Source organism: Sphingomonas oligoaromativorans (genome assembly GCF_011762195.1).
Classification (GTDB): Bacteria; Pseudomonadota; Alphaproteobacteria; order Sphingomonadales; family Sphingomonadaceae; genus Solisphingomonas; species Solisphingomonas oligoaromativorans.
The window spans coordinates 181,745-199,789 of sequence record NZ_JAASQK010000004.1 but is presented as its reverse complement, the minus strand read 5'-3'; the positions used below and the strand labels follow the sequence as shown (position 1 = coordinate 199,789).

20 protein-coding genes and 1 riboswitch are annotated in these 18,045 nt (G+C 68.9%); of the genes, 9 read left to right on the top strand and 11 right to left on the bottom strand.

From position 1 onward, the window contains the following. Nucleotides 1-4: 4 nt before the first annotated feature. From FHS98_RS09625 to FHS98_RS09615, 3 genes are all read right to left on the bottom strand, one after another. Nucleotides 5-2,638 (bottom strand): glycoside hydrolase family 3 C-terminal domain-containing protein, encoded by a 2,634-nt coding sequence (locus FHS98_RS09625; RefSeq protein ID WP_243847951.1) that lies wholly within the window; start codon nucleotides 2,636-2,638, stop codon nucleotides 5-7. 204 nt (nucleotides 2,639-2,842) lie between these two features. Further along, complete coding sequence (locus FHS98_RS09620) at nucleotides 2,843-3,619, bottom strand: ABC transporter permease (RefSeq protein ID WP_167103575.1); 777 nt, start codon at nucleotides 3,617-3,619, stop codon at nucleotides 2,843-2,845. After that, on the bottom strand, nucleotides 3,616-4,539 hold the full coding sequence (locus FHS98_RS09615) for an ABC transporter ATP-binding protein (protein ID WP_167103572.1): 924 nt from the start codon (nucleotides 4,537-4,539) through the stop codon (nucleotides 3,616-3,618). Before FHS98_RS09615 ends, FHS98_RS09620 begins: the two co-directional genes overlap by 4 nt. 141 nt (nucleotides 4,540-4,680) lie before the next feature. Continuing rightward, nucleotides 4,681-4,896, top strand: a riboswitch (cobalamin riboswitch). 112 nt (nucleotides 4,897-5,008) lie between these two features. Here FHS98_RS09615 and FHS98_RS09610 point away from each other — a divergent pair. The 4 genes from FHS98_RS09610 to cobJ are packed head-to-tail and all read left to right on the top strand — an operon-like array spanning nucleotide 5,009 to nucleotide 8,260. Then, nucleotides 5,009-6,163, top strand: coding sequence for a cobalamin biosynthesis protein CobG (locus FHS98_RS09610; protein WP_341786047.1), 1,155 nt, complete (start codon nucleotides 5,009-5,011; stop codon nucleotides 6,161-6,163). Further along, the gene (locus FHS98_RS09605) at nucleotides 6,163-6,792 is read left to right on the top strand and encodes a precorrin-8X methylmutase (RefSeq protein ID WP_167103569.1); all 630 of its coding nucleotides are present in this window, start codon (nucleotides 6,163-6,165) and stop codon (nucleotides 6,790-6,792) included. The genes FHS98_RS09610 and FHS98_RS09605 overlap by 1 nt, the downstream gene beginning before the upstream one ends. Continuing rightward, nucleotides 6,789-7,514, top strand: a complete 726-nt coding sequence (cobI, locus tag FHS98_RS09600) for a precorrin-2 C(20)-methyltransferase (RefSeq protein WP_167103566.1) — start codon at nucleotides 6,789-6,791, stop codon at nucleotides 7,512-7,514. Before FHS98_RS09605 ends, cobI begins: the two co-directional genes overlap by 4 nt. After that, nucleotides 7,511-8,260 (top strand): precorrin-3B C(17)-methyltransferase, encoded by a 750-nt coding sequence (cobJ, locus tag FHS98_RS09595; protein ID WP_167103563.1) that lies wholly within the window; start codon nucleotides 7,511-7,513, stop codon nucleotides 8,258-8,260. The genes cobI and cobJ overlap by 4 nt, the downstream gene beginning before the upstream one ends. Here cobJ and FHS98_RS09590 read toward each other — a convergent pair. Further along, entirely contained in the window at nucleotides 8,236-8,985 is a 750-nt protein-coding gene (locus FHS98_RS09590) for a cobalt-precorrin-6A reductase (RefSeq protein ID WP_167103560.1), read from the bottom strand. The two genes, cobJ and FHS98_RS09590, sit on opposite strands and share 25 nt — an antisense overlap. Between FHS98_RS09590 and cbiE the strand changes: the two genes are divergently transcribed. The 5 genes from cbiE to cobF are packed head-to-tail and all read left to right on the top strand — an operon-like array spanning nucleotide 8,984 to nucleotide 13,410. Further along, a complete protein-coding gene (gene cbiE / locus FHS98_RS09585) occupies nucleotides 8,984-10,186 on the top strand; it encodes a precorrin-6y C5,15-methyltransferase (decarboxylating) subunit CbiE (RefSeq protein ID WP_167103557.1) in 1,203 nt (400 codons plus the stop codon). The genes FHS98_RS09590 and cbiE overlap by 2 nt on opposite strands. After that, on the top strand, nucleotides 10,183-10,548 hold the full coding sequence (locus FHS98_RS09580; RefSeq protein WP_167103554.1) for a cobalamin biosynthesis protein: 366 nt from the start codon (nucleotides 10,183-10,185) through the stop codon (nucleotides 10,546-10,548). The genes cbiE and FHS98_RS09580 overlap by 4 nt, the downstream gene beginning before the upstream one ends. Next, nucleotides 10,545-11,336 carry a precorrin-4 C(11)-methyltransferase gene (gene cobM / locus FHS98_RS09575; protein ID WP_167103551.1) on the top strand — a complete coding sequence of 264 codons (792 nt, stop codon included), beginning with the start codon at nucleotides 10,545-10,547 and terminating at the stop codon, nucleotides 11,334-11,336. The genes FHS98_RS09580 and cobM overlap by 4 nt, the downstream gene beginning before the upstream one ends. Continuing rightward, on the top strand, nucleotides 11,333-12,643 hold the full coding sequence (locus FHS98_RS09570; RefSeq protein WP_167103548.1) for a cobyrinic acid a,c-diamide synthase CobB: 1,311 nt from the start codon (nucleotides 11,333-11,335) through the stop codon (nucleotides 12,641-12,643). Before cobM ends, FHS98_RS09570 begins: the two co-directional genes overlap by 4 nt. After that, a complete protein-coding gene (gene cobF, locus FHS98_RS09565; RefSeq protein WP_167103545.1) occupies nucleotides 12,640-13,410 on the top strand; it encodes a precorrin-6A synthase (deacetylating) in 771 nt (256 codons plus the stop codon). The genes FHS98_RS09570 and cobF overlap by 4 nt, the downstream gene beginning before the upstream one ends. Here the strand turns inward: cobF and FHS98_RS09560 are convergent. The 7 genes from FHS98_RS09560 to FHS98_RS09530 all read right to left on the bottom strand — a co-directional run bounded on the left by FHS98_RS09560 (nucleotide 13,385) and on the right by FHS98_RS09530 (nucleotide 17,978). Next, entirely contained in the window at nucleotides 13,385-13,744 is a 360-nt protein-coding gene (locus FHS98_RS09560) for a hypothetical protein (RefSeq protein ID WP_167103543.1), read from the bottom strand. The two genes, cobF and FHS98_RS09560, sit on opposite strands and share 26 nt — an antisense overlap. 107 nt (nucleotides 13,745-13,851) lie before the next feature. Beyond that, a complete protein-coding gene (locus FHS98_RS18815; RefSeq protein ID WP_167103540.1) occupies nucleotides 13,852-15,264 on the bottom strand; it encodes an MFS transporter in 1,413 nt (470 codons plus the stop codon). A gap of 161 nt (nucleotides 15,265-15,425) precedes the next feature. Beyond that, nucleotides 15,426-15,905 carry a helix-turn-helix domain-containing protein gene (locus tag FHS98_RS18810; RefSeq protein WP_167103537.1) on the bottom strand — a complete coding sequence of 160 codons (480 nt, stop codon included), beginning with the start codon at nucleotides 15,903-15,905 and terminating at the stop codon, nucleotides 15,426-15,428. A gap of 93 nt (nucleotides 15,906-15,998) precedes the next feature. Beyond that, on the bottom strand, nucleotides 15,999-16,463 hold the full coding sequence (locus tag FHS98_RS09545) for a JAB domain-containing protein (RefSeq protein WP_167103534.1): 465 nt from the start codon (nucleotides 16,461-16,463) through the stop codon (nucleotides 15,999-16,001). 56 nt (nucleotides 16,464-16,519) lie between these two features. Beyond that, nucleotides 16,520-16,993: a hypothetical protein gene (locus FHS98_RS09540; RefSeq protein ID WP_167103531.1), complete on the bottom strand. Its 474-nt coding sequence runs from the start codon at nucleotides 16,991-16,993 to the stop codon at nucleotides 16,520-16,522. A 51-nt stretch (nucleotides 16,994-17,044) separates the two neighbouring features. After that, nucleotides 17,045-17,350: a hypothetical protein gene (locus FHS98_RS09535; RefSeq protein WP_167103528.1), complete on the bottom strand. Its 306-nt coding sequence runs from the start codon at nucleotides 17,348-17,350 to the stop codon at nucleotides 17,045-17,047. Between the two features lie 76 nt (nucleotides 17,351-17,426). Beyond that, nucleotides 17,427-17,978 (bottom strand): helix-turn-helix domain-containing protein, encoded by a 552-nt coding sequence (locus tag FHS98_RS09530; protein ID WP_167103525.1) that lies wholly within the window; start codon nucleotides 17,976-17,978, stop codon nucleotides 17,427-17,429. Nucleotides 17,979-18,045: the final 67 nt, after the last annotated feature.

Genomic DNA, 18,045 nt, shown 5'->3' with positions numbered 1-18,045 from the left:
CGTCTTATTCGGCCAGCTTGCTCGTGCCTTCGATGGCGAACATCGCGGTGGCGCCGGCCGCGCCCGTGCCCGGCTGGCCCCCGCCGATCGTCAGCGTATAGCCGCCCGCCGCGACCACCCGGTCACCCGCTTCCGTCACGCTCGACAGGTCGCGGGGCGAAAGGTCGAAATGGACGCTCCTGCTCTCGCCCGGCGCGAGGTGGACGCGGGTGAAGCCACGCATCGCCCGGATCGGCGCGCCCGGCACCTTCGGGAAGCCGAGATAGAGCTGCACCACCTCGTCGCCCGCCACCGCACCGGCATTGCGCACGGTCGCATCGACGCCCAGCGTGCCGCCCGCCTTGAGCTTGGCCGTCGACAGCTTCGGCGTCGCATAGGCGAAGCGCGTGTAGCTGAGGCCATGCCCGAAGGCGTAGAGCGGCTTGCCCGTGAAATAGCGGTAGGTCCGCCCCTTCATCGAATAATCTTCGAACGGCGGAAGCTCGCCGACCCCGGTGTAGAAGGTCACCGGCAGGCGACCCGACGGGTTGTTCACGCCCGCCAGCGTCTGGCCGATCGCGGTGCCGCCCTGCTCGCCCGGATACCAGGCATCGATGATCGCATCGACATTGGCGGCAGCCCAGTTCACCGACAGCGCCGAGCCGTTCATCAGCACCAGCGCCATCGGCTTGCCGGTGGCCTTCACCGCCTTCAGGAGATTTTCCTCGTCGGCCGGCATATCGAGGCTGGTGCGGTCGCCGCCCTGGAAGCCGGGCACGTCGACCTTCATCTCCTCGCCTTCCAGCGCGGAGCTGATGCCCGCCACCGCAACGACGAGATCGGCGTTCTTCGCCGCCTCCACCGCACGGTTGAGCGGGTTCTGCACCACCGGCTCCCACACCAGGTGGATCACCGGCCCCTTGCCCGGCGCCTGATCGATGCGGATGGCGTAGCGGTGGCCCTTCTCGAAGTGCATCGCCTTCATTTGAGGCGTCCGCTGCCGCTCGCCATTCTCGACCATCAGATTGCCGTCGACCCAGAGCTTCGCATCGGAGCCGCTCAGGCCGATGTTGAACTCTCCCGTCTCCGGCGCGGTGACGAAGCCCGTCCAGCGCGAGGACATGGTGTGGCTGTCCAGCACGGGGGACATATCGCGGTCGAGATTGACGATGGCGTCGGTGCGCGTCACCTGCGGCGCGCCGGCGAAATCGGGCTTGGCCCAGAACTCCGCCTTGAGGCCCGGCTGGCCGTCCGGCCCGCTGAGCGCCGTCGCCGGGACGGTCGTCGCGACACGCAGGAAGTTGGTGCCCGGCTCGAAGACGATCTTCGCGTTCGGGAAGGCGGCGCGGATGCCGTCCAGCGCCGTCACCGGATGGATCGGCTGGCCATTATAATTGCCGAGCAGCACGTCCACCTGATCGGCGAGCGGGCCGATCACCGCGATCGTCTTCACCGAAGGCTTCACCGGCAGCACGCCGTTGTTCTTCAGCAGCACCATCGACTCGTTGGCGAGCTTCAGCGCCAGCGCGCGGTGGGCGGGCGAGTTGAGCTGGTCGTCCGACACCTGCGCATAGCGCACGCTCGCGGCCGGATCGAACAGGCCGAGCCGCATCCGAGCGGTGAACAGCCGGCGCAGCGTGGTGTCGACCTCCTGCTGCGTGACGAGCCCTTCCTTCATCGCGTCGTGATAGAGTGCATAGTCGGCCGGGACGTCGGGCGGGCTGTTATACTGGGTGCAATCATTGTCGACGCCGTGCTTCAGCGAGACGGCCGCCGCCTCCGCCAGCGTCTTGGTGAAGTGGTGGCCGCGCTGGATATCGGCGATGGCATCGCAATCCGACACGACATAGCCGGTAAAGCCCCAGCGGTTGCGGAGCTGATCGGTCAGCAGGAAGTCGCTGGCGCAGGCCGGCTGCCCGTTGATGCGGTTGTAGGCGCACATCACCGAGGCGACCTTGCCCTCCGTCACCAGCTCGCGGAAGGCGGGGAGATAGGTGTCCTCCTCGTCATGCTTGCTGACCTTCACGTCCACCTCATGACGCGTCGATTCCGGCCCGCTGTGGACGGCGTAATGCTTGGCGGTGGCGATCACCCGGTAATAGCGCGGATCGTCGCCCTGCATCCCCTGCACGAAGGCGGTGCCCATCTTGCCGGTGAGATAGGGATCTTCGCCATAGGTCTCCTGCCCGCGCCCCCAGCGCGGATCGCGGAAGATGTTGATGTTGGGGGACCAGAAATCGAGGCCCTGATAGATATGATGCTCACTGCCCGAGCGCTCGACCATGTTGAACTTGACGCGCGCCTCGGTGCCGATGGCGACGCCCATGTCCTTGATCGCGGCCGGATCGAAGGTGGCGGCGAGGCCCACCGGCTCGGGGAAGACGGTGGCATAGCCGTTGCGGGCGACACCGTGCAGCGCCTCGTTCCACCAGTTATAGGCCGGCACGCCGAGCCTCGGGATCGCGCGCGACTGGTTGGTGAGCTGCGACGCTTTCTCCTCCGGCGTCATGCGGGAGATGAGATCGTCGACCCGCTTCTCCACCGGCAGCGAGGGATCGAGCCAGGGCGCCTTGGCCGGCCCCTGCGCATGAGCCACCCCGGCGCAGGCCAGAAGCGACAATGTGGTCAGGAAAGAAGACCCCAGTAACGAACGGCGCATCGCCACCTCCCCATTATTGATATGCGTATCGGCCATGCCGGCCGGATCAGGCCAGCGCGCAGACGTGGGAGACCGGATCGCCATCGCGATCGGCCGGTGCATTCGCCCGGTTCGTTGGGACTTCCATGGCCCCTCTCCACACGTCTGTTAGCGTTATCATACCTGCATAGGCCGATCCGGCCGCCGGGGGCAAGACGCTGCGTGTCAGGGCTTGAGGCGATAGCCGGTTCGGAAGATCCAGACGAGCAGGCCAAGGCACAGGCCGATGAACAGGATGGTGAAGATCAGGCTCTTCTCCACGCCCACGTCGCCCAGCCCGTAGAAGCTCCAGCGGAAGCCGCTGACCAGATAGACGACGGGGTTGAACAGGCTCACCGTCCGCCATGGCTGGGGCAGCATGTCGATCGAATAGAAGGCCCCGCCCAGAAAGGTGAGCGGCGTGATGACCAGCGACGGCACGATCGCGAGCTGCTCGAAATTCTCCGCCCAGATGCCGATGATGAAGCCGAACAGCGCGAAGGCGACCGCCGTCAGCACCAGGAAGGCGATCATCCAGAGCGGATGCTGAATTTCGAGATGCACGAAGAAGGTGGCGGTCACGAGGATGATGAGCGCCAGGATGATCGACTTGGTCGCCGCCGCGCCGACATAAGCAAGCACCGCCTCCCCCGGCGAGATCGGCGCGGAGAGGATCTCAAACACCGTCCGCGTGAATTTCGGGAAGTAGATGGCGATCGACGCGTTCGAGATGCTCTGGGTCAGCAGGGACAGCATCACGAGCCCCGGCACGATGAACGCGCCATAGCCGACGCCGCCGACATGCTGCATCCGCGAGCCGATCGCGCCGCCGAAGACGATGAAATAGAGCGCCGTGGTGATGACCGGCGTGGCGATGCTCTGCCAGACGGTGCGCACCATGCGCGCCATCTCGGTGCGATAGATCGACCAGACGCCGACCGCGTTGAAGCCGCGCGCGCTCATGCCTGCTGCTCCACGAGGCCGACGAAGATGTCTTCGAGCGAACTCCGGCTCGTGTCGAGGTCGGAGAAGCCGATGCCCAGTTCGTCCAGTCGCTTGAGCAGGGCCGGCATTCCATTGTCCTCCGCGTGGCTGTCGAAGCTGTAGACGAGCCTGTTGCCCCCGTCCGCCAGCTCCAGCGGCCAGTCGGCGAGCGCCGCCGGAACCGCCTCCAGCGGCGACGGAAGCGAGAGGGTGAGCTGTCGCTTGCCGAGCTTGTGCATCAGGTCTTCGGTCCGCTCGACCAGCATCAGGCGCCCCTTGTCGATCACGCCGACGCGATCGGCCATCTCCTCGGCCTCCTCGATATAATGGGTGGTGAGGATGATGGTCGTGCCCTTGTCGCGCAGCTTGCGGACCAGCGCCCACATGTCGCGCCGGAGCGAGACGTCCACACCGGCGGTCGGCTCGTCGAGGAAGAGGATGTCGGGCTCGTGGCTCAGCGCCTTGGCGATCATCACGCGCCGCTTCATGCCGCCGGACAGCTCGATCACCTTGGCGTCGCGCTTGTCCCACAGCGAAAGATCGCGGAGCAACTGTTCCAGATAGGCTGGATCGGCCGCGCGCCCGAACAGCCCCCGGCTCAACCGCACCGAGTTCCAGACGGTCATGAAGATATCGAGCGAGATTTCCTGCGGCACCAGCCCGATCATCGAACGCGCGGCGCGATAGTCGCGGCGGATGTCGTGCCCGTCGACCAGCGCCTCGCCTCCGCTCGCCGTCACCGTGCCGCACACGATGCTGATGAGCGTCGTCTTGCCGGCACCGTTCGGCCCCAGCAGGGCGAAGATCTCGCCCTTCTCGATATCCAGATCGGTGGGCTGGAGGGCGACATGGCCCGTCCGGTAGGTCTTGGCGAGGCCCTTCAACGAGATGATCGGCATGGTGTCTTCCGGGCAGCGAATGAACGTGACGGCGCCGAACCTAGGCGGGCTTGCCGCCCTCGAACAACCGATTTCGAGCAGAGCGTCTTTCCAGACCCTCGTTCAGCCTTTATGGCTCACGACCGGAAGCGGGCATCGCCCGCCTCCATCGATCGCGACGGTGCCCCTCGGGGCTTAATAGGGAATATGGTGCGGGTTTCGGCCCAACTCCATGGCTGTCCCTGCAACTGTAAGCGGCGAGCGAGATGCATGAGACCCGTCGGCCATGGCGGGTCAGCCACTGGAGCCTGCTCCGGGAAGGTATGCATCGAGCGACGACCCGTGAGCCAGGAGACCTGCCGCCGCAAGGGTCGCTCCGCCTTGATCCAGGGAGAGATCGAGGCTCGGTTTTCCGCATGAGCGACGGTTTGCCGCAAGGGCGCGTGGTGTCGGCCGCGTGTCCGCCGGGCGACGTGTGGAAGGCGAAGGCGTGCGAGATCCATCCGAGCATCCCCCGCAGAGGATCGGCGGTCATCTGATCCGCGGCTGGTGTCCCACCGCGTGGCGGCCGATGGAGGCCGGCGACGGCTGGCTGATCCGCATCCGTCCCCCGCTCGGCCGGCTCGATCGTGCGCAAGCGATGGCGCTGCATCATGCGGTGACACGGTACGGCAATGGCCGGATCGATCTCACCAACCGCGCCGCGCTCCAGATCCGGGGCGTGGCCGAAGCGAACTGGCAACCGCTGATCGAACTGCTGGTCGCGACCAGCCTCGTCGATCCGGCACCGGAACGCGAGGCCCGACGGAATGTCATGCTGAACCCCGACTGGCGGGAAGGCGACGACACCCACCGGATCGCGATCGCGCTGCTGGAACGGATCGACGAGGTGCCGGGGCTTCCGGCGAAGATGGGCGTCGCCATCGATGCGGGAGTGGCACCCGCCTTGTCGAACGCATCGGCGGATTTCCGGTTCGAACGGGGGGCCAACGGCGGATTGATCCTGCGCGCCGACGGGCGCGCAGAGGGCATTCCGGTCGAGGCCGGCACCGAGGTCGACGCGCTGGTGGCGCTCGCGCGCTGGTTCGTCGCCACCGGCGGGCCGATCTCCGGCCGCATGGCGCGCCACGCCGCTCCCCCGCCGATCATGGGCACGGCCGTCGCGCCCCTGCCTCCCCGCTCGCGCGGCGAGACGATCCGTGCCGCAGACGGCCTCTTCAGGGGTGCATCTTTCGGTCAGATCGAGGCTGGGGAACTGGCTTCCTGCCTGTCGGACAGCGACGTCCGGGCCATCCGCCTGACGCCGTGGCGCGGGCTGATCCTGGAGGGCGCCCGTCCCGCCGCCCATCCCTTCGCCGATCCCGACGATCCGCTGCTCCGGGTGGACGCCTGCCCCGGCTCCCCCGACTGCCCGCAGGCGACCGTCGCCACCCGGCCACTCGCCCTCCGGCTGGCTCCGCATGTCGAGGGCCATCTGCATGTCTCGGGATGCGGCAAGGGCTGCGCCTGCCCCGGCGCGGCGGATGTCGTCCTCACCGGGCGCCACGGCCGCTTCGACCTCGCACGCCAGGCCCGCGCCGGAGCGCCGCCGCTCCGCGAAGGGCTCGCACCCGACCAGATATCCGCCCTCTTCGGAGCCTCCTGATGCCCTATGCCTATGAAACCGACGGGGCCGCCATCTATCGCCAGTCGTTCCGCACCATCCGCGCGGAGGCCGATCTCGGCGGCTTCGCGGGCGCGGAAGAGCGCGTCGCCGTCCGCATGATCCACGCCGCCGGCATGGTGGAACTGGCGGCGCATATCCGCTTTTCACCCGGCTTCGCGGAGGCTGCGATCGCGGCGCTGGAAGGCGGCGCGCCGATCCTGTGCGATGCGCGCATGGTGTCCGAAGGCATCACCCGCGCGCGCCTGCCCGCCGCCAATCCGATCCTCTGCACGCTGAACGACCCGGCGGTGCCCGAACTGTCGCGCACCCTCGGCACCACGCGCTCGGCCGCCGCCGTCGAGCTGTGGCGGCCGCATCTGGAAGGTGCGCTGGTCGCCATCGGCAATGCGCCGACCGCGCTGTTCCATCTGCTCACCATGCTGGAAGACCCAGCCTGCCCACGCCCGGCGGCGATCATCGGCTGCCCGGTGGGCTTCGTCGGCGCGGCGGAATCCAAAGATGCGCTGTGGGAGGCGCTCCCCGCCCCGAGCTGCATCGTCGCCGGACGGCTCGGCGGAAGCGCGATCACCGTCGCCGCCGTCAACGCCCTGGCGAGCCCCCTCGAATGAGCATGGGCACCATCCACGGCGTCGGGCTGGGGCCGGGCGCGCAGGATCTCATGAGCGTCCGCGCCGATCGCCTCGTCCGGGCGACGCGGCACATCGCCTATTTCCGCAAGGCCGGGCGACAGGGCCATGCCCGCCGGATCGTCGAGGGGATGCTCCACCCGGACGCCGTCGAGTTCGCGATGGACTATCCGGTGACGACCGAAATCCCTTTCTCCGATCCACGCTATATCGCCCTGCTCTCCGCCTTTTACGAAGACTGCACGGCCCACCTCGCCACCCTGGCGGCTTCCGGTGAGGATGTCGTCGTGCTGTGCGAGGGCGATCCCTTCTTCTACGGCTCCTTCATGCACCTCCACAGCCGGGTGTCGGGATTGGCGCCGGTCAAGATCGTGCCGGGGATCACCGGCCTGTCCGGCGCCTGGACGGCGAGCGGCACCCCGATCAGTTGGGGCGACGACGTGCTGACCGTCCTCATGGCGACGTTGCCCGAACAGGAACTCGCCCGCCGCATCCGCGACACCGACGCGCTGGCGGTGATGAAGATCGGCCGCAATCTCGCCAAGCTCCGCCGTGCGGTGGAGGCGGCGGGGAAGCAGGATGCCGCCTGGCTCGTGGAATATGCCACAATGGCGGAGCAGCGCGTCACGCAGCTCGCGGAAGCGGATGAAGTCGCCGCCTATTTCTCGATCCTGCTGATCCACGGACAGGGGCGACGGCCATGAGCGGCTGGGTCGCGGTCACGGGGCTCGGCCCCGGTGGCGAGGCACTGATCACACCTGAGGTTTCCGCCACGCTGGCGGAGGCGACCGACATCGTCGGCTATGGCCCCTATGTGGCGCGGATCACGCCGCGCGAGGGGCTGACGCTCCACGCTTCGGACAATCGCGTGGAGCTGGAGCGCGCGGCCTTCGCGCTCGGGCTCGCGGCGGAGGGGCGGCGTGTGGCGGTGGTATCTTCGGGCGATCCGGGGGTGTTCGCCATGGCATCCGCCCTGTTCGAGGCTCTGGAGGCCGGCCCCGACCATTGGCGCACGCTCAACATCCGCGTGCTGCCGGGGATCACCGCGATGCTCGCCGCCGCCGCGCGAGCCGGCGCGCCGCTGGGGCATGATTTTTGCGCGATCAACCTTTCCGACAATCTGAAGCCCTGGCCGCTGATCGAGCGGCGCCTGAGGCTGGCGGCACAGGCGGATTTCGCGATGGCTTTCTACAACCCGCGCTCCCGCGCCCGGCCGGAGGGGTTCGCCCGCGCCCTCGCGGTGCTGCGCGAGGAGTGCGGGGATGCGCGCCTCATCCTCTTCGCGCGCGCCGTCTCGACGCCGGAGGAGGCGCTGCGCATCGTGACGCTGGGTGAGGCCATGCCCGATATGGCGGACATGCGGACGATGGTGATCGTCGGCTCCAGCCGCACGCGTCTGATCGCGCGGCCCGGAGCGCCGATCCTCTACACGCCGAGGTCGGCCGGATGATCCAGCCAGTCGAGCACCGCGTCGACCTTGTGGACGATCCGTGCCGCGGGCATCGACGGGCGATCGATCAACAGCACCGGCAGGCCGAGCCTGCGTGCCGCGATCAGCTTCGCTTCCGCCCCGCCGCCGCCCGCATTCTTGCAGAGCAGCAGATCGATCGCCTGCTCACGCATCAGGCGAAGATCGCCCTCGACGCTGAACGGCCCCCGATCGATGACGAGGCTGTGACGCGGCAAGGCCGGCGGGACGTCCGGCTCATCGACGAAGCGCAGCAGATAATGATGCTGCGGCCGGGCGGCGAAGGCCTCGACGTGCATCCGCCCCAGCGCGAGCATCACGCGACGCGGCGGCCCCGCAAGCGCGGCGACGGCGGCAGCGATGTCGGGCACGGACCTCCAGCGATCGCCCGCGACGGGCGTCCATGCCGGGCGCGTCAGGAGGATGTGGCCCACGCCCGCCTCCCGCGCCGCCGCGACGACGTTGGCGCTCATCGTCACGGCGAAGGGGTGGGTCGCATCGACGAGATGCGTGATCCGCTCCTGCCGCAGGAAATCCGCCAGCCCGGCCACCCCGCCGAAGCCGCCGACGCGGATCGGCACCGGCTGCGCGCGCGGACGCCCGATCCGCCCCGCATAGCTCAGCAGCGCACGCTCGCCCCGTTCCGCCAGGGCGGCGGCCAGCGCGCTGGCCTCGGTGGTTCCTCCCAGGATCAGGATGTTGCGCATGTCCATGTCTCCTGAAGGCCCGTGGCTCACCATCGTCGGCATCGGGGAGGACGGCATGGATGGCCTCTCCCGCGCGGCGCGTGAAGCGCTGGAACAAGCCGCGTTCGTCACCGGAGCCCCCCGCCATCTGGCCCTGTTGCCGCCCCTTAGGGCCGGGCTTCACCCTTGGCCAGCGCCTTTCGAGGACGGCATTCCCGCCCTGCTGGCGCGGCGGGGGCACCCCACCGTGCTGCTCGCTTCGGGTGACCCCTTCTGGTTCGGGGCCGGCACGACCCTCACGCGTCATCTCGATCGGGGGGAATGGATCGCCCATCCGAACATCTCCACCTTCGCGCTCGCCGCCGCGCGGCTCGGCTGGCCGCTTGCCGAGACGGAATGCCATGGCCTCCACGCCGCTCCTCTGGCGCGACTGCGGCCGAGCATGGCCACCGGACGGCGCGCGATCGTGCTGGTGAGGGACGGTGCGGCGGTGGCCGCGCTCTCCGATTATCTCGTCGAGCAAGGCTTCGGCGCATCGGAACTCCATGTGATGGAGGCGCTCGGCGGCCCTCGCGAACGGGTGCGTGCCGCGACAGCCAAAATGCTGGCGTTCGACGATATCGCCCATCCCGTCGCGGTCGGCATCGCCTTCGCGGGCGAAGGCCGGGTGATGCCGCGCGCTTCGGGGCTGGCCGACGACTGGTTCGAGCATGACCAGCAGATATCCAAACGCCCGATCCGCGCGCTGACGCTCTCCGCTCTCGCGCCACGACCGGGCGAGATGCTGTGGGACATCGGCACCGGATCGGGATCGGTCGCGATCGAATGGCTGCTCGCTTATTCCTCGACGCAGGCGATCGGCATCGAGGCCGATCCCGTCCGCGCCGCCCGCGCGCGCGCCAATGCGGCGCGGCTGGGGGTCGACCGGCTCCGGGTGATCGAAGCGCGCGCGCCGGATGGCCTCGCGGACCTTCCGAAGCCGGATGCGATCTTCATCGGCGGCGGTCTCGGCGAGCCGTTGCTCGAAGCGCTCCGAACGATGTCTGGAACGCGGCTGGTGGCCAACGCCGTCACGCTGGAATCCGAAGCGTTGCTGGCGTCGTGGCACGCCCGCAAAGGCGGAGAATTGCTGCGCATCGAACTGGCCACCGCGAGCCCGCTCGGGGCGAAGCGCGGATGGCGATCCTCCTATCCCATCACGCAATGGAGCGTGACGCTGTGATCGTTGCCGGCTTCGGCTATCGCTCGGGCGCGGACATCGCTTCCCTGCGCACGGCGCTGGCGGTGGCATCGGCACAGGCAGGGGCCATCGACGCGCTGGCCGGCCCGCGCTCGAAAGCCCCGCTTCTCATCCTGCTGGCCGAAGCGCTGGGCCTCCCCTTCATCCCGCTGGAGCCCGAAGCGCTCGCCGGCGTGGCGACGCCCACCCGCTCCCTCCGCAGTCTCACCGCCCATAGCACCGGCAGCGTCGCCGAAGCGTCCGCGCTCGTGGCGGCCGGTTCCGGCGCCCGTCTCCTCTCCTCCCGCCACATCTCGCCGGATCGCCTGGCGACATGCGCGCTTGCCGAAGGACTTCCCGCATGACCGTCCACTTCATCGGCGCCGGCCCCGGCGCGCCCGACCTGCTGACGCTGCGCGGCCGAGACCTGATCGCACGATGCCCCGTCTGCCTCTATGCGGGGTCGCTGGTGCCCGAGGCGGTGCTCGGCCATTGCCCGCCCGGCGCGCATATCGTGAACACCGCCCCGCTCACGCTCAATGACATCATCGCGCTCTGCCGCGAGGCCGATGACGCCGGACAGGATGTCGCGCGGCTCCATTCGGGCGATCTTTCGGTCTGGTCCGCGATGGGCGAGCAGATCCGGCGTCTTCGCGCGGAGGGGATCGCCTTCACGGTGACGCCGGGCGTCCCCTCCTTCGCGGCCGCCGCCGCGACGCTCGGCGTCGAGCTGACGCTGCCCGAGCTGGCGCAGTCCGTCATCCTCACCCGCACCCCCGGACGCGCCAGCACCATGCCGCCACGAGAGACGCTGGCCGCCTTCGGCGCAACCGGCGCGACGCTCGCCATCCATCTCTCGATTCACAATCTGGCGCAGGTGGCCCGCGATCTCCTGCCCGCCTATGGCGCGGAATGCCCCGTCGCGATCGTGTGGCGCGCGAGTTGGCCGGACGAGCGGATCATCCGCGCCACGCTCGGCACGATGGAGGCCGCCTGCGCCGGGGCCGGCGCGCCGGAACGCACGGCGCTGATCCTGATCGGCCCGGCGCTCGATGCGGAGGGGTTCGCCGAGAGCAGCCTCTACGCCCCCGGCTATGACCGCCGTTTCCGCCCGGCGACGGCGGACTCGCGCTTCGCCGGATCGGGGGAATGACCGGGCTGGTCATCGCCGCGCCGCGATCGGGCTCCGGCAAGACGATGCTATCGCTCGGGCTGATGCGCGCCTTCACGCGGGCCGGGCTCCGGGTACAGCCCTTCAAGACCGGCCCCGACTATATCGACACCGCCTTCCACGCCGCCGCCTGCGGGCGCCTAGCCTTCAATCTCGATGGATGGGCGATGGGAGCCCCTCTCCTCGATGCGATCGCCGGACAGGCGGGCGGAGCGGATTTCGCGATCGCGGAGGGCGCCATGGGCCTGTTCGACGGCGCGGCGGCGCCCGGCGAGACGGGCCATGGCGCAACCGCCGACATCGCCGCGCAACTCGGCTGGCCGATGCTGCTGGTGATGGACGTCTCCGGCCAGAGCCAGTCCGCCGCCGCCGTCGCGCAGGGCCTGCGGGGCTTCCGCCCGGACGTCCATGTCGCGGGCGTCATCCTCAATCGGGTCGCAAGCGAACGGCACGAGCGCCTGATCCGGGGCGCGATGGAGCAGACGGGCATCGCCGTGCTGGGCGCCATTCCCCGCCTGCCCGACATCCGGTTGCCGGAGCGGCATCTCGGGTTGGTGCAGGCCGCCGAGCATCCCGATCTCGGCCAGTGGCTCGATCGGCTCGCGGATATCGTGACCGCCCATGTCGATCTGCCCGCCGTCCAGGCCCTCACGCAGGCCGAATGCACGGAAGCGCCGCCGCTTCACTGCACGCCGCCCGGACAGCGGATCGCGCTGGCGCAGGACGTCGCCTTCTCCTTCGTTTATGCCCATCTGCTGGAAGGCTGGCGCGCGGCGGGAGCGGAGATCCTGCCCTTCTCCCCGCTGGCCGACGAGGCGCCGGCTCGCGATGCGGATATCGTCTGGCTGCCCGGCGGCTATCCCGAGCTTCATGCCGGCCGCATCGCCGCCGCGGTGCGCTTCCTGACGGGGCTGCGCGATCATGCCATGCGCAAGCCGGTCCATGGCGAGTGCGGCGGTTATATGGTGCTCGGTGCCGCGCTCATCGATGCGCAGGGTGAAAGCCATAGGATGGCGGGGCTGCTGGGCCTCGTCTCCAGCCATGCGGAACGGCGCCTCCATCTCGGCTACAGGAGAGCGCGCCTCCATACCCCGGTCGGCGCGATCGCCGCCGGCACCGTGCTGCGCGGGCACGAGTTTCGCTACGCCGGCATCATCGAGCAGCCCGACGAACCCCTTGCCGACGTCACCGACGCGGAAGGCCAGGCCGTCTCCGCCGGCGGCTCCCGGCGAGGCCACGTCACCGGCACATTCTTCCACCTCGTTGCGACGGGGGGAGCCCCGGCATGATCCGGCTTGCGCTCATCGGCATCGGCACGGGCCATCCCGATCATCTCACGCTCGCCGCGATCAAGGCGATGAATGCGGCCGACCTCATCCTGCTCCCCCGCAAGGGAGATGCGAAATCGGACCTGCTCGACCTGCGCCGGACGATCTGCGCCGAGATACTGACCGGCCCGACCCATGTGGCGGAGTTCGACATGCCCGAACGCGCCGCGACGCTCCCCTATCTCGACGCCGTGGACGCCTGGCACGACGCCATCGCCGCGATCTGGATGCGGGAGATCGGGCGGCATCTGCCCGATGGAGGATCGGTCGCCCTGCTCGTCTGGGGCGATCCCTCGCTCTACGACAGCAGCCTGCGCATCGCGGCCCGGCTAGGCTCCGTCGCAATCCACGTCGTACCGGGCATCACCAGCATTCAGGCACTGACCGCCGCCCATGGCATCTGCCTCAACGAACTGGCCCGGCCGGTGCTCATCACCACGGGGCGGCAACTCCGCGAACGGGGCTGGCCGGACGAAGCGGACAGCGTCGTGGTGATGCTGGACGGAGGCTGTGCCTTTCAGGGCCTCGCGGCCGACGGGATGTCCATCTGGTGGGGCGCCTATCTCGCCATGCCGCAACAAGTGCTGATCCGGGGACCGCTCGCCACGGCAGGCCCCGAGATCATGGCGCGCCGGGCCGAGCTTCGGCAGGCGCACGGCTGGATCATGGACACCTACCTGCTCCGCCGGGAGCGAGCCGCCATCAGCCGCGACGCACCCACCTCGTAGCGAACACGCCGGCCGCAAGCGCCGCGATGCCCGCCCCGATCCACGGGAGGCCGCCTACAAGAGACTGCATCCGTGCCCGCCGCCTGAGGATCGCCTGTTCCGAAGCCTCGTCATAGCCCGATGAGGGGGCGGGCTCGCTCGATCCGGCATGGACCTGCGAAGGCGTGTCCGACGTCGGGAAGCTCTCGTCGAGGCCGATGTCGAGCTTGGCGTCCTCGTTCGAGGGATCGGCCTTGAGCGTGCCATGACTGTCCGCGTCCAGCGCTTCCCGGACATCGCCGAGCCCGCCATGCTCGTCCCTGTCTGTGCGGCGAGGCGAATGCTTGTCGACCATGAAGGCTCCTCCTCTTCCGCTCATAACCGACAGGCAGGCCGCCCCGTTCCAGCACCATGCGCCGCTAGAGGGCGATATCCCACGGGCTGTCGCTTTCCCGCCCGCGATCACCGCTCCGCCGGGCCGAGCGTCAGGAAAGCGATGATCCCCGAAGCGATGGCGAGCACCGCCGCCACCACGGCGGCCGCGTGGAAAGCATATAGAAGCTGCGTGCCGGCCGCGGCGATCACCGCTCCCGCCAGGGCGGTCGCGATCAGGCCGCCGGTCCGGGCGATGGCGCTGTTGAAGCCCGAGGCCGTGCCCGTGTGGCGGCGGTCCACCGAGGAGAGGACGGCCGTCGTCAGCGGGGCGACCGCGCCCGCCATACCCGCCGCGATCACCGCGATGGCCGGCAGGATGCTCGTCCAGTAGCTCGCCCGTGGATCGGCCCGCAGCATCAGCGCGAAACCGATGCCGGTGACAAGCGGCCCGATCGACAAAGGCCAGCGCGGCCCCAGCCGCCCCGTCAGCCTCCCCGCGAGCCGGGACACCGTGCCGATCACGATCGAGAAGGGCAGCAACGCGAAGCCCGCCTGCAAGGGGCTGTATCCACCGCCGACGATCAACAGATAGGGCAACAGCACCAGCAGCCCCCCGAGCGCGCCGTAAAGCAGCAGCGTCAGCGCGGTCAGCCCCACGAACGGGCGCGATCCGAACAGCGTCAGCGGCATCATGGCACGCTCGCCGAGCCGATGCTCGACCAGCAGGAAGAGCAGCAGCAGGACGATCCCGCCGAGCAGCCCCACCCAGGAGCTGACCGACGCCCCGTGATGGCTTGACCAGAGCGTCAGCCCCCAGGTCAGCGCGCCGAGCGCCGCCGTCGCCAGCAACGCGCCGATCCAGTCGAGCCCGCCCTCACCCTCGGCGCTCTCCTCCAGAGCGAGCAAGGCGATCAGGATCGCGGCGGCGGCGACCGGCACGTTCAGATAGAAGATCGCGCGCCAGCCCACCGTCTCCACCAGCCAGCCGCCCATCGGCGGACCGATCGCGCTGGCGATGGCCCCGGCCGACGCCCAGGTGCCCACCGCCCGGCCACGCGCCTCCCCTTCGAACGAGCTGCCGAGAATGCCGAGGCTGTTGGGCATGAGGATCGCCGCGCCGACGCCCTGCATCATCCGCGCCGCGAGCAGCGCCTCCGTGGAACGAGCCAGCGCGCAGCCGATCGAGGCTAGCGTGAACAGCGCGATGCCGCCGATCAGCACACGCCGTCGCCCGAAATGGTCCCCCGCCGCGCCGCCGAGCAGCAGCAGCGCGGAAAGTGGCAGCAGATAGGCGCTGATGATCCACGGCAGGTTGGCCGGGCCGGCCTGGAGATCGTGTCCGATCGCGGGCAGCGCGACGTTGGTCACCGAGCCGTCGATGAAGGCGAGGCTGGAGGCCAGCATCGTCGCCGCGATCGTCCAGTTGGGGTGCCGCACCGATCCGCCGGAGGCCGCCTCGGCCTGTCCGCGATCGCAGGGTGTGGAAAGCGCAGTACTCACAAGGCCTCGCCGTGAAACATGTCGAGCCCTGCGATAGCTTTTTCCCGGCAGGCCCAAAAGCGATCCTGTTCCGCAGAATGCTTCTTCGAGTTCCCCTGCGCATGGTCGCTTCCGGCCACATCTCGCCCGCGATGTGCAGGCCGGCGATCCGCGAAAGACGGTCAGAGCCTCGCCGGCACGGGTGAGCCCGGCTCCGTCTCGAGCAGGCGACGCACGGTGTCGAGCGAACGGCTCGACAGGGTGACCCAGCTCCGCCGGCCGTCGCAGATGTCGGGCGAACGATTGAGCAGCCCTGCTTCGACCATCCGCGACACCATGCGCAGCCCCGAACTGGGCGCCCCCCCGGCCGCCAGCGAGGCCGCCGTCACCGACACGCGCCGCCCCTCCGCCGCCGCGACATAGAGATCGAGCAGGACGTACCAGGGCAGATCGAGCCCGAACTCCCGCCCGAGAAGCTCCTCCCGTCGCCGCCGGGCCTTGAGCGTCCTGCGGGCCAGATCGATCTCCGATGCCGGAAAGCCCTGAACGGCCCCCTCGCCGCTCGCCGGACGATCCGACAACATGGTGCCGAACATCGCTGCGATCGTGCCGAGATCCTCGGCCCTGTTCTCGCCGCGAGGCGTGATAACGCTTTCTGACATGTGCAATATCCATTGCCTGTATCGGGTGGCGGCCAACAGACACGCGCCCCACCCCTGGGAAGGAAGGAAATCCAGTTCAGTCGCGCCGGTCGTTCACAGCAGCCCCTCCGCCTTGAAGCTCAGCCAGCCCGATCGGGTCACCACCAGATGATCCTTGATCGGCACGTCCACCTCCGCGGCGATCGCCATGAGGCGCCGCGTCAGGTCCAGATCGGCCTTGCTCGGCCGCGGATCGCCGCTCGGGTGGCTGTGTACGAGGATCATCGCCGCCGCCTTCAGCTCGAAGGCCCTGCGGAATATCTCCCGCGGATAGGCCGGCGCTTCCCGAATGGTGCCCATGCCCAGCATCTCGTCGCGGATCAGCCAGAGCCGCGCGTCGAGATAGAGCACGCGGAACAGCTCGCGCGGCTCATGCGCCATGGTCATGGTGAGATAGTCGATCAGGGCGTCGCCCTGCTCCAGCGGCGGCCCCCGCATCGCCGTCTGCCGGACCGCGTAGCGCATCGTCGAGCGCGCCGCCTCCAGCACCTGCGCCGCCTCCGGCTCGTCCTCCAGCATCCCCGCCAGCAGGGATGGGTCCGCCGCCAGAACGTCCCCTACGCTCTCGAAACGGATCAGGAGCCGGTCGGCGATCCGGTCCGCTCGTTCTCCGCAGGCCCCTCGGACCAGTTGCGCGATGAGCCGCGCCCCTTCGAGGTCGCGTCGTGCCGCAGAGAAACGACGACGATCAGCACCACGATCCCCCATGACCACACCTGCTCCGCGTAGGCGTAGGCCAGATTGTCGGGTGCCAGCGCCTCCGCCGTCATGCAGATGATGGAGAGCATCTGGAGCCCCGCTGCCCAGATCGGCCAGAACCGACGGCTCGCTCGCGCTAGCGCGACGAAGGCCAGCAGCGTCGCCATATCGATCGTCAGCAAGTCCAGCCGCACCCCCTGGAAGCGGATGCGAAGCGGGCTGCTGACGACGGTCAGGACCGTGGCGAGAATACATAAAGCCGCACCCAATCGCTCGATGGTGCCGCCTCTCCAGATCGCCGCGATCAGTGCGATCAGGAGGAGCGTGTCGAAAATGAGGGCGATGACCATGCGGGAGGAAGGCCATGTCCCTCCCGCCGGGTCAAGATCGTCCGCGTGGCGTCAGGCGGCGACCCGAAGGCTGCCGTTGGGCGCCACCTGATCCGGGCAGCCGTCCCCACTGCCGAAACCGGTCGGCATACGCAGTTCGCGCGCCATGTCGGCGAAGGCCGCGTGCGCCGCCAGGAACTCGGTACGCGCCTGCACCGTGGCCGAGAGCGCCGCCGTCATCCGCTCAAGCGCGGAATGGCAGATCGCCGCCGGCAACCCCGCCTCGATCCGAGCCCGTGAAGTGCGGCCGATCAGCGAGCACTGAAGCTCGATCGCCTCATCGAAGGCGCGTTCGTTGGTGACGACCATCTCCGCCACGTCCGAGGCGGAGGAAAAAAGAGCTTGCCGTTTAACCACGAGTTCTCTCCCGGGCGGACGCCCGGGAGCGCCGCCATCATGAATGGATAAGCCTGATGAAACGAGCGGCGCTCTCGAGGACGGCGAGCCCGATACTGACCAGGCCCAGGCCGACAACCCCGCACAGGATCGCCGCGATCACGATTGCGACCACGATTTCCGCCATGCTCAGGTCATTCTCCGGTCTCCCCGTCGTGGGGAACGGCCAGCCCTTGATCTTCCGGGACAATCTGACGGGCGGGATATAGAGCGCCAGCTCCTCCTGCATCCGATTGCCCCGGTCCGTCTCCTGCTGCCGAACCCATGTCGTGTCCGGCTCGGCATGGCCCGGCGAGGGCGGAATGTCCGCATATGGCGGCTCGTATACGAGCGGCTCGTATGTGGTTTCCTCAAAGGCGGAGAGCTGCCGGGCGGCCTCCTTGCGGCCGGTCGCGCCCAATATGCGGACGGCGCGCGTGACCCGCGTGTCCACCGCATAGGGGCTGATCCCCAGAATGCGAGCGATCTCCTTCGACTCGAATCCGCGCGCGACAAGCCGCAAAGCCTCGCGCTGGGGCTCGGTAAGGCGGTCAAATGCAGCGTCGCTCATGGGGCGGCATTAGTGGCCGAGACGGATGTCTAATCAAGAGGAGGATTCGCATTTCCCTCATCTGATT

What these genes read in the sequence shown, in the direction of transcription:
- FHS98_RS09625 (WP_243847951.1), bottom strand. Translation starts at nt 2,638, where the DNA reads ATGCGCCGTTCGTTACTGGGGTCTTCTTTCCTGACCACATTGTCGCTT.
- FHS98_RS09620 (WP_167103575.1), bottom strand. Translation starts at nt 3,619, where the DNA reads ATGAGCGCGCGCGGCTTCAACGCGGTCGGCGTCTGGTCGATCTATCGC.
- FHS98_RS09615 (WP_167103572.1), bottom strand. Translation starts at nt 4,539, where the DNA reads ATGCCGATCATCTCGTTGAAGGGCCTCGCCAAGACCTACCGGACGGGC.
- FHS98_RS09605 (WP_167103569.1), top strand. Translation starts at nt 6,163, where the DNA reads ATGCCCTATGCCTATGAAACCGACGGGGCCGCCATCTATCGCCAGTCG.
- cobI (WP_167103566.1), top strand. Translation starts at nt 6,789, where the DNA reads ATGAGCATGGGCACCATCCACGGCGTCGGGCTGGGGCCGGGCGCGCAG.
- cobJ (WP_167103563.1), top strand. Translation starts at nt 7,511, where the DNA reads ATGAGCGGCTGGGTCGCGGTCACGGGGCTCGGCCCCGGTGGCGAGGCA.
- cbiE (WP_167103557.1), top strand. Translation starts at nt 8,984, where the DNA reads ATGTCCATGTCTCCTGAAGGCCCGTGGCTCACCATCGTCGGCATCGGG.
- FHS98_RS09590 (WP_167103560.1), bottom strand. Translation starts at nt 8,985, where the DNA reads ATGCGCAACATCCTGATCCTGGGAGGAACCACCGAGGCCAGCGCGCTG.
- cobM (WP_167103551.1), top strand. Translation starts at nt 10,545, where the DNA reads ATGACCGTCCACTTCATCGGCGCCGGCCCCGGCGCGCCCGACCTGCTG.
- FHS98_RS09570 (WP_167103548.1), top strand. Translation starts at nt 11,333, where the DNA reads ATGACCGGGCTGGTCATCGCCGCGCCGCGATCGGGCTCCGGCAAGACG.
- cobF (WP_167103545.1), top strand. Translation starts at nt 12,640, where the DNA reads ATGATCCGGCTTGCGCTCATCGGCATCGGCACGGGCCATCCCGATCAT.
- FHS98_RS09560 (WP_167103543.1), bottom strand. Translation starts at nt 13,744, where the DNA reads ATGGTCGACAAGCATTCGCCTCGCCGCACAGACAGGGACGAGCATGGC.
- FHS98_RS18810 (WP_167103537.1), bottom strand. Translation starts at nt 15,905, where the DNA reads ATGTCAGAAAGCGTTATCACGCCTCGCGGCGAGAACAGGGCCGAGGAT.
- FHS98_RS09545 (WP_167103534.1), bottom strand. Translation starts at nt 16,463, where the DNA reads ATGCTGGAGGACGAGCCGGAGGCGGCGCAGGTGCTGGAGGCGGCGCGC.
- FHS98_RS09540 (WP_167103531.1), bottom strand. Translation starts at nt 16,993, where the DNA reads ATGGTCATCGCCCTCATTTTCGACACGCTCCTCCTGATCGCACTGATC.
- FHS98_RS09530 (WP_167103525.1), bottom strand. Translation starts at nt 17,978, where the DNA reads ATGAGCGACGCTGCATTTGACCGCCTTACCGAGCCCCAGCGCGAGGCT.